This is a genomic window from Kluyvera georgiana (assembly GCF_050990895.1).
Lineage (GTDB): Bacteria > Pseudomonadota > Gammaproteobacteria > Enterobacterales > Enterobacteriaceae > Kluyvera > Kluyvera georgiana.
On sequence record NZ_CP158865.1, the window covers coordinates 4,099,790 to 4,115,433 of the forward strand.

The 15,644-nt window shown below is 57.9% G+C and carries 14 protein-coding genes and 1 riboswitch; of the genes, 8 read left to right on the top strand and 6 right to left on the bottom strand.

Annotated elements, in window-relative coordinates; all coding sequences use genetic code 11:
- The first annotated feature begins 84 nt into the window (after positions 1–84).
- From leuA to leuD, 4 genes are read left to right on the top strand one after another with little or no spacing between them, the layout of a single operon-like run.
- Entirely contained in the window at positions 85–1,656 is a 1,572-nt protein-coding gene (gene leuA, locus ABTW00_RS19505; protein ID WP_064547412.1) for a 2-isopropylmalate synthase, read from the top strand.
- Positions 1,656–2,747, top strand: coding sequence for a 3-isopropylmalate dehydrogenase (leuB, locus tag ABTW00_RS19510; RefSeq protein ID WP_064547410.1), 1,092 nt, complete (start codon positions 1,656–1,658; stop codon positions 2,745–2,747). The genes leuA and leuB overlap by 1 nt, the downstream gene beginning before the upstream one ends.
- A gap of 2 nt (positions 2,748–2,749) precedes the next feature.
- Complete coding sequence (gene leuC, locus ABTW00_RS19515; RefSeq protein WP_163448263.1) at positions 2,750–4,150, top strand: 3-isopropylmalate dehydratase large subunit; 1,401 nt, start codon at positions 2,750–2,752, stop codon at positions 4,148–4,150.
- A gap of 10 nt (positions 4,151–4,160) precedes the next feature.
- Positions 4,161–4,766, top strand: coding sequence for a 3-isopropylmalate dehydratase small subunit (leuD, locus tag ABTW00_RS19520; protein ID WP_064547407.1), 606 nt, complete (start codon positions 4,161–4,163; stop codon positions 4,764–4,766).
- Positions 4,767–4,811: 45 nt separating this feature from the next.
- Here leuD and idnR read toward each other — a convergent pair whose 3' ends face one another.
- From idnR to sgrT, 5 genes are all read right to left on the bottom strand, one after another.
- Positions 4,812–5,804 carry a DNA-binding transcriptional regulator IdnR gene (gene idnR / locus ABTW00_RS19525; protein WP_065356575.1) on the bottom strand — a complete coding sequence of 331 codons (993 nt, stop codon included), beginning with the start codon at positions 5,802–5,804 and terminating at the stop codon, positions 4,812–4,814.
- An 82-nt stretch (positions 5,805–5,886) separates the two neighbouring features.
- Entirely contained in the window at positions 5,887–7,170 is a 1,284-nt protein-coding gene (locus ABTW00_RS19530; RefSeq protein ID WP_064547405.1) for an MFS transporter, read from the bottom strand.
- A 58-nt stretch (positions 7,171–7,228) separates the two neighbouring features.
- On the bottom strand, positions 7,229–7,993 hold the full coding sequence (gene idnO / locus ABTW00_RS19535) for a gluconate 5-dehydrogenase (RefSeq protein ID WP_433637014.1): 765 nt from the start codon (positions 7,991–7,993) through the stop codon (positions 7,229–7,231).
- Between the two features lie 194 nt (positions 7,994–8,187).
- Positions 8,188–9,366 (bottom strand): sugar efflux transporter, encoded by a 1,179-nt coding sequence (locus ABTW00_RS19540; RefSeq protein WP_433637016.1) that lies wholly within the window; start codon positions 9,364–9,366, stop codon positions 8,188–8,190.
- Positions 9,367–9,454: 88 nt separating this feature from the next.
- Positions 9,455–9,592, bottom strand: coding sequence for a glucose uptake inhibitor SgrT (sgrT, locus tag ABTW00_RS19545; protein WP_115074862.1), 138 nt, complete (start codon positions 9,590–9,592; stop codon positions 9,455–9,457).
- Positions 9,593–9,690: 98 nt separating this feature from the next.
- On the opposite strand from sgrT, the gene sgrR reads away from it, so the two are divergent.
- The 4 genes from sgrR (at position 9,691) to thiQ (ending at position 14,762) form a co-directional block, all read left to right on the top strand.
- Entirely contained in the window at positions 9,691–11,346 is a 1,656-nt protein-coding gene (gene sgrR, locus ABTW00_RS19550) for an HTH-type transcriptional regulator SgrR (protein ID WP_064547389.1), read from the top strand.
- Between the two features lie 35 nt (positions 11,347–11,381).
- Positions 11,382–11,480, top strand: a riboswitch (TPP riboswitch).
- A gap of 30 nt (positions 11,481–11,510) precedes the next feature.
- Positions 11,511–12,494, top strand: a complete 984-nt coding sequence (gene thiB / locus ABTW00_RS19555) for a thiamine ABC transporter substrate binding subunit (RefSeq protein ID WP_433637019.1) — start codon at positions 11,511–11,513, stop codon at positions 12,492–12,494.
- The gene (gene thiP / locus ABTW00_RS19560; protein ID WP_433637021.1) at positions 12,470–14,080 is read left to right on the top strand and encodes a thiamine/thiamine pyrophosphate ABC transporter permease ThiP; all 1,611 of its coding nucleotides are present in this window, start codon (positions 12,470–12,472) and stop codon (positions 14,078–14,080) included. Before thiB ends, thiP begins: the two co-directional genes overlap by 25 nt.
- Positions 14,064–14,762 (top strand): thiamine ABC transporter ATP-binding protein ThiQ, encoded by a 699-nt coding sequence (thiQ, locus tag ABTW00_RS19565; protein ID WP_064547385.1) that lies wholly within the window; start codon positions 14,064–14,066, stop codon positions 14,760–14,762. The genes thiP and thiQ overlap by 17 nt, the downstream gene beginning before the upstream one ends.
- 87 nt (positions 14,763–14,849) lie before the next feature.
- Here thiQ and ABTW00_RS19570 read toward each other — a convergent pair whose 3' ends face one another.
- Entirely contained in the window at positions 14,850–15,617 is a 768-nt protein-coding gene (locus ABTW00_RS19570; RefSeq protein WP_065356498.1) for a DedA family protein, read from the bottom strand.
- Positions 15,618–15,644 lie beyond the last annotated feature (27 nt).

The following is a 15,644-nucleotide window of genomic DNA, read 5'->3' on the forward strand; positions in this document are numbered from 1 at the left end:
TCAGTTAAACGAAAAACCCGCGCCGCTGCGCGGGTTTTTTTATGCTCGTAGCAAGGCGCCCCAAGTTAACCAAGGACCTAAACCATGAGCCAGCAAGTCATTATTTTTGATACGACCTTACGTGATGGTGAACAGGCATTGCAGGCAAGCCTGAGTGTGAAAGAGAAACTGCAGATTGCTTTTGCCCTCGAGCGTATGGGCGTTGACGTGATGGAAGTCGGGTTTCCGGTCTCTTCTCCGGGCGATTTTGAATCCGTACAAACCATCGCGCGCAACATTAAAAACAGCCGCGTCTGTGCGCTGGCTCGCTGCGTAGAGGCGGATATTGACGTTGCCGCCGAGTCATTAAAAGTGGCTGAAGCGTTCCGTATTCATACTTTTATTGCCACCTCGCCGATGCATATCGCCACCAAGCTGCGCAGCACGCTGGATGAAGTGATTGAACGTGCGGTCTATATGGTGAAACGGGCGCGCAACTATACCGACGACGTTGAGTTCTCCTGCGAAGATGCTGGCCGTACTCCAATTGATCAGCTGGCTCGCGTGGTTGAAGCCGCCATTAACGCCGGAGCCACCACCATCAACATTCCAGATACCGTCGGCTATACCCTGCCATTTGAATTCTCCAACATCATTACCGGTCTGTACGAACGCGTACCAAACATCGATAAAGCGATTATCTCCGTACACACCCACGACGATCTGGGCATGGCGGTGGGTAACTCGCTGGCCGCAGTCCACGCGGGTGCTCGTCAGGTTGAAGGCGCGATGAACGGCATCGGTGAGCGCGCGGGTAACTGCTCGCTGGAAGAGGTCATCATGGCGATTAAAGTGCGCAAAGACATTATGAAAGTGCACACCGCGATTAACCATAACGAAATCTGGCGCACCAGCCAGACCGTCAGCCAGATCTGCAACATGCCGATTCCGGCCAACAAAGCCATCGTCGGTACCGGCGCCTTCGCCCACTCTTCCGGCATCCACCAGGACGGCGTGCTGAAGAACCGCGAAAACTACGAAATCATGACCCCGGAATCCATCGGTCTGAACCAGGTACAGCTGAACCTGACCTCCCGCTCTGGCCGCGCTGCCGTGAAGCACCGTATGGAAGAGATGGGCTACAAAGATACCGACTACAACATGGACCACCTGTACGACGCGTTCCTGAAGCTGGCGGACAAAAAAGGCCAGGTCTTCGATTACGATCTGGAAGCGCTGGCGTTCATCAACAAGCAGCAGGAAGAGCCAGAGCATTTCCGCCTGGATTACTTCAGCGTGCAGTCCGGCTCCAGCGATATCGCTACTGCGTCCGTGAAGCTGGCCTGTGGTGAAGAAACCAAGGCAGAAGCCGCTAACGGTAACGGCCCGGTCGATGCGATTTACCAGGCGATTAACCGTATCACCGGCTACGACGTCGAGCTGGTGAAATATGACCTGAACGCCAAAGGCCAGGGCAAAGACGCGCTGGGTCAGGTCGATATCGTCGTTAACTATAACGGTCGCCGCTTCCACGGCGTTGGCCTGGCGACGGATATCGTCGAATCCTCCGCCAAAGCGATGGTGCACGTGCTGAACAATATCTGGCGCGCCGCCGAAGTCGAAAAAGAATTGCAACGCAAGATCAAGAATAAAGAAAACAACAAGGAAACCGTGTGATGTCGAAGAATTATCATATTGCTGTGTTACCAGGTGACGGAATTGGCCCGGAAGTCATGGCACAGGCATTGAAAGTCCTGGAAGCCGTGCGTCAACGTTTTGACATGCGCATTACCACCAGCCACTACGACGTGGGTGGTATCGCCATCGATCGCCACGGCGAACCACTGCCGCAGGCAACCGTCGACGGCTGCGACCAGGCCGACGCTATTCTGTTTGGTTCCGTGGGCGGCCCAAAATGGGAAAACCTGCCGCCGAACCAGCAGCCGGAGCGCGGTGCGCTGCTGCCGCTGCGTAAACACTTCAAGCTGTTCAGCAACCTGCGTCCGGCGAAGCTGTACCAGGGTCTGGAAGAGTTCTGCCCGCTGCGCGCCGACATCGCCGCTAACGGCTTCGATATCCTGTGCGTGCGCGAACTGACCGGCGGTATCTACTTCGGTCAACCGAAAGGCCGTGAAGGCAGCGGTCAGCACGAGAAGGCGTTTGATACCGAGGTATATCACCGTTTTGAAATCGAGCGTATCGCCCGTATCGCGTTTGAGTCCGCGCGTAAACGTCGTCACAAAGTGACCTCAATTGATAAATCGAACGTGCTGCAGTCTTCTATTCTGTGGCGTGAAATCGTCAGTGAAATCGCTAAAGAGTACGCGGACGTTGAGCTGGCGCACATGTACATCGACAACGCCACCATGCAGCTGATTAAAGACCCGTCACAGTTTGACGTCGTGCTGTGTTCTAACCTGTTCGGCGACATCCTCTCCGACGAGTGCGCGATGATCACCGGCTCCATGGGCATGCTGCCGTCCGCCAGCCTGAACGAAGAAGGCTTTGGCCTGTATGAACCCGCGGGCGGCTCTGCGCCGGATATCGCCGGCAAGAACATCGCCAACCCGGTGGCGCAGATCCTGTCGCTGGCGCTGCTGCTGCGCTATAGCCTGGACGCCAACGATGCGGCCACCGCCATTGAAAGCGCCATCAACCGCGCGCTGGAAGAAGGCGTACGTACCCGTGATTTAGCCCGCGGCGGCGCGGCAGTCAGCACCGATGAAATGGGCGATATCATTGCCCGCTATGTTGCCGAAGGGGTGTAACCATGGCGAAGACCTTATACGAGAAGTTGTTTGATGCCCATGTGGTCTATGAAGCGCCTAACGAAACGCCGCTGCTGTATATCGACCGCCATCTGGTACACGAAGTGACCTCGCCGCAGGCGTTTGACGGCCTGCGCGCACACAACCGCCCGGTGCGTCAGCCGGGTAAAACTTTCGCCACCATGGATCACAACGTCTCCACGCAGACCAAAGACATCAACGCCTCCGGCGAGATGGCGCGTATCCAGATGCAGGAGCTGATTAAGAACTGCAACGAGTTCGGCGTCGAACTGTATGACCTGAATCACCCATATCAGGGTATCGTGCACGTCATGGGGCCAGAACAGGGCGTTACTCTGCCGGGGATGACTATCGTCTGCGGCGACTCCCACACCGCCACCCACGGCGCATTTGGCGCGCTGGCGTTCGGTATCGGCACCTCGGAAGTGGAGCACGTACTGGCCACGCAGACCCTGAAACAGGGTCGCGCCAAAACCATGAAGATTGAAGTGAAAGGCAAAGCCGCGCCGGGCATCACCGCTAAAGACATCGTGCTGGCGATTATCGGTAAAACCGGTAGCGCTGGCGGTACCGGTCACGTGGTGGAATTCTGCGGTGAGGCGATTCGCGACCTGACCATGGAAGGCCGCATGACCCTGTGCAACATGGCGATTGAACTGGGTGCGAAAGCGGGCCTGGTCGCACCGGATCAGACTACCTTCAACTATGTCGAGGGCCGTCTGCACGCACCGAAAGGCAAAGATTTTGACGACGCGGTCGCCTACTGGAAAACCCTGCAAACGGATGAAGGCGCCACTTTCGACAGCGTCGTCACCCTGCAAGCGGAAGAGATTGCGCCGCAGGTCACCTGGGGGACTAACCCAGGCCAGGTTATCTCCGTAAATGACAACATTCCGGATCCGGCCTCGTTCAACGATCCGGTCGAGCGCGCCAGCGCCGAAAAAGCATTGGCTTACATGGGCCTGAAGCCGGGGATCCCGCTGACCGATGTGGCGATCGATAAAGTCTTTATCGGATCCTGCACCAACTCACGCATTGAAGATCTGCGCGCGGCGGCGGAAATCGCCAAAGGCCGTAAAGTGGCGCCTGGCGTGCAGGCGCTGGTAGTGCCAGGCTCCGGCCCGGTGAAAGCGCAGGCGGAAGCGGAAGGTCTGGATAAGATCTTTATCGAAGCTGGTTTTGAATGGCGTCTGCCGGGCTGCTCGATGTGCCTGGCGATGAATAATGACCGCCTGAATCCTGGCGAGCGCTGCGCCTCCACCAGCAACCGTAACTTTGAAGGCCGTCAGGGCCGCGGTGGTCGTACGCACCTGGTGAGCCCGGCGATGGCGGCAGCGGCCGCGGTAACCGGCCATTTCGCCGACATTCGTAGCATGAAATAAGGAAACCATCATGGCAGAGAAATTTACCCAACATACGGGACTGGTGGTGCCGCTGGATGCCGCGAACGTCGATACCGATGCCATCATCCCGAAGCAGTTTTTGCAGAAAGTGACCCGCACCGGCTTTGGCGCGCACCTGTTTAACGACTGGCGCTTCCTCGACGACAAAGGCGAGCAGCCGAACCCCGAGTTCGTGCTGAACTTCCCGGAATACAAAGGGGCGTCGATTCTGCTGGCGCGCGAAAACTTCGGCTGCGGCTCATCCCGTGAGCACGCGCCGTGGGCGCTGACCGACTACGGTTTTAAAGTGGTGATAGCGCCGAGCTTCGCCGACATCTTCTACGGCAACAGCTTCAACAACCAGCTGCTGCCGGTGACGTTAAGTGACGCGCAGGTCGATGAGCTGTTCAAGCTGGTACAGGCGAACCCGGGCATTAAATTTGAAGTGGATCTGGAAGCGCAGGTGGTGAAAGCGGGCGATAAGTCGTACAGCTTTAAAATCGACGACTTCCGCCGCCACTGCATGCTCAACGGGCTGGACAGCATTGGCCTGACCTTGCAGCACGAAGACGCCATCTCGGCCTACGAGAACAAGCAACCGGCGTTTATGCAGTAATCTCTCCCGCTGGTCACCGCACGGTGGCCAGCCTCTTCTTCCCGCCTACAGCGTATCGCCGTAATAGATCTGGTAACCGAGGTTGACGCTGCCCGGCGCATCTTTCCCGTTCAAGCGCTTAATCAGAATATCCGCTGCCGTTTTACCAATCTCAAAGCGCGGCGTAATCACGCTGGCAATTTTTTGCAGCCGCGCGCGGCCAATTTCCAGACCGTGGAAACCGGCAATCGCCATTTTTCCCGGCACGTCGAACTGCTGCGCCTGACACTCCAGCAGCACGCCGACGGCAAGGTCATCGTTGGTACAGAAAATCGCGTCAATATCTGGTTTTTCCGCCATCGCCTGCTGGAACATCTTGCGGCCCAGCGTCACCGACGAAATCGTTTTTGGCGCCAGGTGGTACGCTTCCAGCCCCTGTGCCGCCAGCGCTTTCTCGGTGCCGCGAAAACGGCTGAGATCGCGAGGGTCATCCATCGAACCAAAGAACGCAATGCTGCGCTTGCCGCTGTCGATAAAGGCCTGCGTCATTTCGTACGCCGCTTTTTCGTTATCAAAGCCAACCTGAATATCCAGATACTGGCCGCTAATATCCATCAGCTCCGCCACCGGAACGCCGCTGGCGCGCACGTACTGTACCATCCGTTCGGTATGCAGTTTTCCCGTGAGGATCAGGCCGTCGATATTGTAGGAGAGCAGGTTCAGCACCTCACGCTCCTCGCGCTCGGCGTCGTATTCGTAGTTAGCGATCAGCGTCTGGTACTGGCAGGCCGAGGTGACGGATTCAATCCCCGCCAACACGTCGGCAAAGATCTGATTACGGAACGAAGGGATTAGCACGCCAATGGTTTTGCTGCGGGCGTTGAGCAGAATTTCCGGGGCGCGGTTGGGAATGTAGTTGTTCTCTTCCATGACTTTCGAAATCAATTCGCGGCTGCGCTGCGACACCTGATTCGGGTCACGCAGATAACGGCTGACCGTCATCTTATTCAGCCCGGCCAGCGCGGCAATATCCTGTAATGTCATCCGATTGTTTTTCATGAGGTTCTCTACGACCAACAGCCCATTATGCTCGCAGAGAACCTTATCACAGCCGGTTAGCGACTGCACTCCTCCCTCAACCTTAACGCGTGGCCATCTCAGCCGACGGCGAGGTGGCTTCATTTTGCGCGCGAACGCAGTACATCAGCACCACCGACGCCAGCAGGGCGATCGCCATAAAGGTGTAGGAGACGCCCGGCCCGCCGGTCACGCCGTTGAGGTAGCCCACCAGCCACGCGCCGAGGAAGGCCCCTAACGCACCAAAGCTGTTGATCATCCCCATCGATACGCCGGAGACGTTGCGCGGCAACAGTTCAGGGATCAGCGCAAAGAACGGCCCATAAGGCGCATACATACAGGCGGCGGCCACGACCAGCAGCGCGTAGGAGAGCCAGAAAGATTGGTTGCCCAGCATCCACGAGGCGAAGAACGCGATGGCGGCAATCAACAGCAGCGGCCAGATAAACAGCTTACGGTTCTGGAACTTATCGGACAACCAGGAGACGGTGAGCATCAGGCAGATCGCCGCCAGGTACGGCACCGCCGCCAGCCAGCCCACCGCCACGATATCCATCTGCGCCGCATTTTTGAGAATTGACGGCATCCACATCATGAAGCCATACACCCCAATGCTCCACAGCGCGTGTACCGCGCAAAGCATAATGACGCTGCGCGAGCGCATTGCTTCTCCGTAGTTACGCATCGGCTTGATATCACGCTGCTCACGATCCATCGCCTGTTGTAACGCCTCCTTCTCCTGCGCGCTTAACCAACCCGCATCCGCTGGCTTATCGCGCACCAGAATCACCCAGCAAAACGCCCAAATCACCGCCGGAATGCCTTCGAAAATAAACATTTCGCGCCAGCCCCAGGCTTCAATCAGGTAGCCGGAGACAATCGACATCCACAGCACCGTCACCGGGTTACCGAGAATCAAAAAGGTATTGGCGCGCGAACGTTCGGTTTTGGTAAACCAGTTGCTGATATAAATCAGCATCGCAGGCATTACCGCCGCCTCGACGATCCCAAGAATAAAACGGATCGCCATCAGCGTAGGGATATTGCTCACAAAGCCGGTCGCCGCGGCGCAGAGCCCCCAAAGGATCAGGCTGCAAAAGATCATTTTGCGCACGCTATGCTTAACGGCATACATCGCGCCCGGTACCTGGAAGAAGAAGTAGCCCAGGAAGAACAGCGCGCCAATTAACGATGCGGTTCCCTGAGTAATTCCTAAATCATGTTCAATACCGGCGGCAGCGGCAAAGCCGTAATTGGCGCGGTCGAGATAAGCTAAGCTGTAGGTAATAAAAATAATCGGCATTAAATACCACCAGCGACGCGCCGGCAGTTTTGCGAGCATATTCATACTCACTCCTTGGATTATTGTTTTATCTCTCAGGCCGCGAGTAGCGGCCCATTATTTATCAGACCGCAGCCAGCATGCCGCCGTCCACAAACAGAAGATGCCCATTAACAAAATCAGAGGCCGGTGCAGCAAGATAGACCGCCGCGCCGATCAGCTCTTCCGGATGACCCCAGCGTGCGGCGGGCGTGCGCTGGAACAGCCAGGCGGAGAATGCCTCATCGTTCACCAGCGCGGTGGTCATGTCAGTGGCGAAATAGCCGGGAGCAATACCGTTGACCTGAATATTGTATTCCGCCAATTCCACGCACATCCCACGAGTTAACATTTTGACCGCGCCTTTTGACGCCGCGTACGGGGTAATGGTCTTGCGGCCTAACTCGCTCTGCATCGAGCAGATATTGATAATCTTCCCGCGGCGGCGTTGCACCATGTAGCGGGAAACCTGCTGCGAAACCAGAAAGACCGATTTCTGGTTTACATCAATCACTTTGTCCCACTCCGCTTCCGGGAATTCAGTGAAAGGATAACGACGCTGGATACCGGCGTTGTTAATTAAAATATCAATAGCTCCCACTTCCCTTTCAATTTTCGCGATAGCGTGCGCCACCTCTTCCCCATTGGTCACGTCAAAACCATAGCCAACCGCGCGATAGCCTTCGGCCACCAGGTTCTCCGCCGCCGCCTGCGCGCGCTGCTGGGTGATGTCGTTAATCACAATCTCTGCACCGTGTGCCGCCAGACCGCTGGCCAGCAGGTTGCCAATACCCTGCGCGGAGCCGGTAATCAGCGCGCGTTTACCGCTCAGGTCGAACAGGTTTTTCATTAAAAACTCCTTTTTTGATAACTGTTACGCGTAACTGTATACGCGTAACAGTAGAAAAAAGAAGATCCAGGAAGAGGAAAATGATCGTTATGTGATCAGGTATACATTTACGTGCAAGATGGAAAGAAAGGAGCAGCGCTGGCCAGGCACGTAGCCCAGCCAAGCGCGTGACGTAAGAAAAGCCTCAGCGCGTGTTACACGTCCTTCACCCGCGCGGTCATCGCCAGTGTTACCACCGAAATCCCCGCAATCACCCAGTACACCGAGAAGTGGCCAAAGCTCTGCGCCAGCGCCCCCTGTACAATCCCCGCGAGGATCACCCCGGTCGAGATGCTGTTGGTGAACAGCGTGGTCGCCGCCCCGGCGCGACCCGGCATCAGGTCCTGGAACCACAGCATGCCAATCCCGGCGACAATGCCGATAAACACAGCGTTAAACAGCTGTAATATCAGCAGCGCGGTATGGCTGTGGAAGAAGATAAGCCCAACGTAGAACAGCACCCCAGCGGCTACCGCAGTGACCATCATCCGACGCTTACCGAAGTGCTTCACGTAGTAGCCTGCAACGATCATCGCCGGAATCTCCAGACCGGCGGCAGTGCCCATCAGGATCCCCGCGAGGCTATCCGGCAGGCCGAGATCGCTACTGATCCACAGCGGCATATCAATGATATACATGGTGTTACAGGTCCACATCAGCGTAGAAGCGATAAACAGCATGCGTACGTTACTGTCTTTCCAGCCGCTAATCTGATTCTGCACCACATCAGCAGGTTGCTCGACTCGCGCCACCGAGGGTAGCGTGAGCGCGATCAGCGTCAGGCTCAGGATAAAGATCCCCGCCGCGATGGCGAACATGGTGGTAAAGCCGTAGTTCAGCGCCAGCATAAACGCCAGCGGCGGGCCAATCACCCACGCCAGCGACAGCTGGGCACGCATCACCGAGCTGAACATCACCACCTCGCGCGCCGAGCTGTCGGCGTACTCACGGGCCAGCGCAAACAGCTGCGGCATCGCGGCGTTGGCAATGGACGCCAGCATCACGCCGCAGGTAATCAGCGTCAGGTAGTGGCGGTTGAAGGCAAAAAGCAGAGCGTTACCTACCGCCATCAGGCAGCAAAACATAATCAGCTTGCGTCGGTCGCCCCGGCTGTCGGATCGCCTGGCCAGCGCCAGGCTGACCGCAATCCCGGCGATCGCGTTAACGGTGTAAAACAGGCCGACCCAGAACGGCTGGACGCCCACTTCACGGCTGAGAAACAGGCTCAGCGTCGGCGCCTGTAGCGCTCCCGCTACGCCCATCATAAATGCCACCAGCATAAAAGCGGCGTACACACCGTTGAGACGTCGTCCCATCGTCATTAACCAGAGCATGTGAAATCCTTTAAGCACGCGAAAGAATAAAAAAAAGCCAGCAGATAATACCTGCTGGCAAATACTCAGTCACACATGATTAGGCGAATTAATACTCAGAGGTCGGGTTCGTAACTTCCCACTGCATCAGATAGTTCAGCACTTCAAGCCGCTGTGCCGTTGCCTGACGGGCCAGCCAGGAAACGTTTTTGGTCGCAGAGAAATAACGCCGGTAGAACTGATACATGGTGACCTCCTCGTTTCTCCTTCGCTTCATCGAAATCCATTATTGGCCTAATATAGGGATTAATAAATTGCTGAGTTTTTATCAGGAGTTCCCCTTTTATGCCTTCAGGTCGCTTACAGCAGCAGTTCATCCGTTTATGGCAGTGCTGCGAGGGAAAATCGCAGGAGACGACGCTTAACGATCTGGCGGCACTGCTGAGCTGTTCACGCCGCCATATGCGGACATTACTCAACACCATGGAGGCACGCGGCTGGCTAACCTGGGAGGCGGAGGCCGGGCGCGGCAAGCGTTCCAGACTCACGTTCCTCTATACCGGGCTGGCGCTGCAGCAGCAACGCGCTGAGGATCTGCTGGAGCAAGATCGCATCGATCAGCTGGTACAGCTGGTCGGCGATAAAGCGGCGGTACGCCAGATGCTGGTGTCGCATCTGGGGCGCAGCTTCCGTCAGGGTCGCCACATTCTGCGGGTGCTTTACTATCGCCCGATGCACAATCTGCTGCCCGGCACCGCGCTTCGCCGCTCGGAAACCCACATCGCCCGGCAGATTTTCAACGCCTTAACGCGGGTAAATGAGGCAAATGGGGAACTGGAAGCCGATATTGCTCACCATTGGCAGGAAATTTCCCCCTTACACTGGCGTTTTTATTTGCGTCCCGGCATCCACTTCCATCATGGGCGCGAACTGGAGATGGAAGACGTTATTGCCTCACTGGAGCGCAGCATGACGCTGCCGCTGTTCTCCAACATCGCGCAGATCCACTCTCCCACCGCCTGGGTGCTGGACGTGCATCTGGCCGAGCCTGACCGCTGGCTGCCGTGGCTACTGAGCCAGGTATCGGCGATGATCCTGCCGCGTGAATGGCAAACGCTGCCCAATTTCTCGCGTATGCCGGTGGGTACAGGGCCTTACTCCGTCGCGCGCAACAACCTTAACCAGCTGAAGATCCTTGCCTTTGAAGACTATTTCGGTTTCCGGGCGCTGATCGACGAGGTTAACGTGTGGGTGCTACCAGAAATCAGCGAAGCGCCAAACGGCGGCCTGACGCTCGAAGGCTCTACCGAAAGTGAAAAAGCCGTCGAAAGTCGGCTGGAAGAAGGCTGCTATTACCTGCTGTTCGATGCGCGTAGCACATTGGGCCGCAATCCAACGGTACGCCAGTGGCTGAGCCATCTGTTTCATCCCAACAATCTGCTCTACCGCGCGGGCGAGCAGCATCAGAGCCACTGGTTTCCCGCCTACGGCCTGCTGCCGCGCTGGCACCATGCGCGCAGCCGCGCCTGCGACAAACCGGCCGGGCTGGAGTCTATCACCCTCACCTACTATCGGGATCACGCCGAGCACCGGACCATCGGCCAGATTATGGAAACGCTGCTGGCGGAGCATCAGGTCAAGCTCAACATTCAGGAAGTGGACTATGACGAATGGCATCGCGGCGAGGTGGTCAGCGATATCTGGCTCAACAGCGCCAATTTCACGCTGCCGCTCGATTTCTCACTGTTTGCCTATCTGTATGAAGTGCCGATGATTCGCCATTGTATCCCCATTGACTGGGAGCAGGACGCGCGGCGCTGGCGCGCGGGCAACCTGCCGCAGGCCGACTGGTGCCAGCAGTTGCTCGCGAATCAATCGGTGGTGCCGCTGATTCACCACTGGCTGATGCTCCAGGGGCAGCGCAGTATGCGCGGCGTACGGATGAATACGCTGGGCTGGTTTGACTTTAAATCCGCCTGGTTTGCGCCGCCGGAACCGTAGGGCTTTTGATTTATTCACGTAATCATTACAATGTGCCGTTCTCAACGGGGTGCTGTGCGTTATGCGCGGCTGAGAGAGACCCGTCGAACCTGATCCGGATAATCCCGGCGAAGGGATTTGAGGCTAACTCAAAATCCTTTGCCACCCATTTACTGAGGTGCAAAGTGCTCAAGAAATTACTCCCCCTGCTGGTGCTGGTTGCCGCGCCCGCGTTCGCGAAACCCGTGCTGACGGTCTATACCTACGACTCCTTTGCTGCCGACTGGGGCCCTGGCCCGGCGGTGAAAAAAGCGTTTGAAGCCGACTGCGACTGCGAGCTGAAATTCGTGGCGCTGGAAGACGGCGTCTCGCTGCTCAACCGTCTGCGCATGGAAGGAAAAAATAGCAAAGCGGACGTGGTGCTGGGGCTGGATAACAACCTCTTGCAGGCCGCAACCGACACTAAACTGTTTGCTAAAAGCAACGTTCCGGCCAGCGCCGTCAGCGTGCCGGGCGGCTGGAGCAACGACACCTTCGTGCCGTTCGACTACGGCTACTTCGCTTTCGTCTACGATAAAAACAAGCTGAAAAACCCGCCGAAGAGCCTGAAAGAGCTGGTTGAGAGCGACCAGAAATGGCGCGTCATCTACCAGGATCCTCGCACCAGCACACCGGGCTTAGGTCTGCTGCTGTGGATGCAGAAAGTGTACGGCGATAAAGCGCCGGAAGCCTGGCAGAAACTGGCAGCGAAGACCGTCACCGTCACCAAAGGCTGGAGCGAAGCCTACGGCCTGTTCCTGAAAGGGGAAGGCGACCTGGTGCTAAGCTATACCACCTCGCCGGCCTACCACATCATTGAAGAGAAAAAAGACAACTACGCCGCGGCGCCGTTTGCCGAAGGCCACTATCTGCAAGTCGAAGTGGCGGCAAAAACCGCGGCCAGCAAGCAGCAAAAACTGGCGGACAAATTCCTGCAATTTATGGTCTCTCCGGCGTTCCAGAACGCCATCCCGACCGGCAACTGGATGTATCCGGTCACTCAGGTTGCGCTGCCGGAAGGCTTTAACAGCCTGGTGAAACCGCAGACCTCGCTTGAGTTCACGCCGCAGCAGGTCGCCAGCGAACGTCAGAACTGGATTAATACATGGCTCCGCGCCGCCAGCCGCTAATTCCGGGTTGGCTCTACCCAGGGCTCACGGCCACCGCACTAATGGTGGCCGTCGCTCTGGCGGCTTTTCTGGCGCTGTGGCTCAACGCCCCCGAAACGTCGTGGTCAACGCTGCTCGGCGATAGCTACCTGTGGCACGTGGTGCGCTTCTCCTTCTGGCAGGCGTTTCTCTCCGCGCTGCTGTCGGTGCTACCCGCCATTTTCCTGGCCCGCGCGATGTACCGACGCCGTTTCCCCGGTCGCCAGCTACTGCTGCGCCTGTGCGCGATGACTCTCATTCTGCCGGTACTGGTCGCCGTATTCGGCATTCTCACCGTCTACGGTCGTCAGGGATGGCTGGCGCAGATGTACGCCTGGCTCGGCTGGCAGTGGAATTTTTCCCCCTACGGCCTGCAGGGCATTCTGCTGGCGCACGTCTTTTTCAACATGCCGATGGCCACCCGCCTGCTGCTGCAGGCGCTGGAGCAAATTCCCGGCGAGCAGCGCCAGCTCGCGGCACAGCTCGGGATGCGCGGCTATCCGTTCTTCCGCTACGTGGAATGGCCCTGGATGCGGCGACAGATTCTGCCCATCGCCACGCTGATTTTTATGCTCTGCTTTGCCAGCTTCGCCACCGTGCTGTCGCTGGGCGGCGGGCCTTCTGCCACCACGATTGAGCTGGCAATTTACCAGGCGCTGAATTTTGACTACGATCCGGCGCGCGCGGCCATGCTGGCGCTGATTCAGATGACCTGCTGCCTGGCGCTGGTGCTGCTTAGCCAGCGTATGAGCCGGGCCATTGCGGTGGGCAATAGCCAAATTCAAGGCTGGCGTGACCCTGAAGATCGCTGGCACAGCCGTATCGCCGACGGGGTACTTATCTTCCTGACCCTGCTGTTAATGCTGCCGCCGCTGCTGGCGGTAGTGGTGGATGGCATTCACCCGTCGATGCTTTCCGTCTTTAGCCAGCCGATTTTATGGCAGGCGCTGGGCACGTCGCTGCGTATCGCCCTCGCCGCCGGTCTGCTTTGCGTGGCGCTGACCATGATGCTGCTGTGGAGCAGCCGCGAGCTGCGGGCGCGTAATCAGCCGCTCGCCGGGCAGGCCATGGAACTCAGCGGGATGCTGATCCTCGCCATGCCGGGGATCGTGCTGGCTACCGGCTTCTTCCTGCTGCTTAACAATACCATCGGCCTGCCCGACTCCGCCGACGGTATTGTGATTTTCACCAACGCGCTGATGGCGGTACCCTACGCGCTGAAAGTACTGGAAACACCGATGCGCGATATCACCGCACGCTACAGCATTCTGTGCGAGTCGCTTGGGCTTGGCGGGTTTAATCGCCTGCGGGTGATTGAATTACGCGCGCTCAAAAGACCGCTGGCCCAGGCGCTGGCGTTTGCCTGCGTGTTGTCGATCGGTGATTTCGGCGTGGTGGCGCTGTTCGGCAACGAGAATTTCCGCACGCTGCCGTTTTATCTCTACCAGCAGATTGGCGCCTACCGCAGCCAGGATGGGGCGGTGACCGCGCTGATTCTGCTGCTGCTCTGCTTCCTGCTCTTTACCGTGATTGAAAAGTTACCCGGACGCCATGCTAAAACTGAATGATGTGACCTGGCTGTATCAGCACCTGCCGATGCGCTTTAGCGCCACGATTGCGCAGGGCGAGAAAATCGCGGTGCTCGGCCCAAGCGGCGCGGGGAAATCGACGCTGCTCAATCTGATCGCTGGATTTCTGACGCCCGCCAGCGGCACCATCATGCTGGAAGGCCGCGTCCATACGCATACGCCGCCGTCCCAGCGCCCGGTGTCGATGCTGTTTCAGGAAAATAATCTCTTCAGCCACCTGACGGTGCGCCAGAATATCAGCCTGGGGATGAGCCCGCGGCTGAAGCTCACCGCCGACCAGCAGCGTCGGTTACAGGTTATTGCCGGGCAGATGGGAATTGAATCAATGCTGGAGCGGCTCCCCGGCGAACTCTCCGGCGGCCAGCGTCAGCGCGCCGCGCTGGCCCGCTGCCTGGTGCGCCAGCAGCCCATTCTGCTGCTGGACGAACCCTTTTCCGCGCTCGACCCTGCTCTGCGTCAGGAGATGCTGCAATTAGTCGATGACGTGTGTGAGCGCCAGAGCCTGACGTTGCTGATGGTGTCGCACAGCATTGAAGACGCGGCGCGAATCGCGGCGCGGGCAATGGTAGTGGCGGAAGGGCGTATCGCCTGGGATGGTAAGACCGAAGCGCTGCTGAGCGGTAAGACCAGCGCTTCGGCACTGTTAGGTATCGCTGAGTGAGGGATTGCCGGATGGCGGCTGCGCCTTATCCGGCATACAAATGGGTACGCGCGTAGGCCGGATAAGGCGTAGCCGCCATCCGGCAGGTTACAGCCCCACCACCTTACGCAAAATCTCGATATACACCGGCATCAGCGGGTGACGAATCACGCTGACCAGCGCCATCACGCCAACACCCAGAATCAGCGGTGCCAGAATCAGTAAACGCTGACGCGTCAGCACGTTGCTGAGACGGTCATGATTCTCTTTCGCGCTGCGCCACAGCCGCCAGCACAGCCATGCGCCCAGCCACAGCAGCAGCGCCGCCGCCAGCAACAGCCACTTAAAGCTGGCGCTATTTTCATCGGCAGGAATATCAATCGCCGCCCCGGCGAGGATCCCCGGCAGGAAATAGAGCGGCGGCCACAGCAGACAGCCAATGATATTCGGGGGAATAAACCGGGCAATCGGCAGATCGAGCATGCCCGCGACCATGGGCACCACCGGCCGTGTGGGCCCAATGAAGCGGCCGACCAGAATGGTAAACATGCTGTGCTGATGTAGCGCATATTCGGTTTTATCGAGCAGCGCTTTGTTCTTCTTCATAAACGACCAGCGGTGTAGCGGCTTCTTAAAGCGCCAGCCCAGCCAGAAGGAGATCCAATCGCCCAACAGGCAGCCCGCAATCCCCGCCAGCCACGCCTGCCAGAAGTTCACCTCGCCGCTGCCGATAAGCGCGCCCAGGCCGGCCATCATCACGGTGCCCGGCAGAATCAGCCCCACTAACGCCAGTGATTCCAGAAACGCCACCAGCGCTACCGCTATCAGCGAGTAAGTTGTGGACTGCGTAATAAAGTGTTCCAGCAATGCTTGCATAGTGTGTCCGGTTTGAAAACGAAGCAG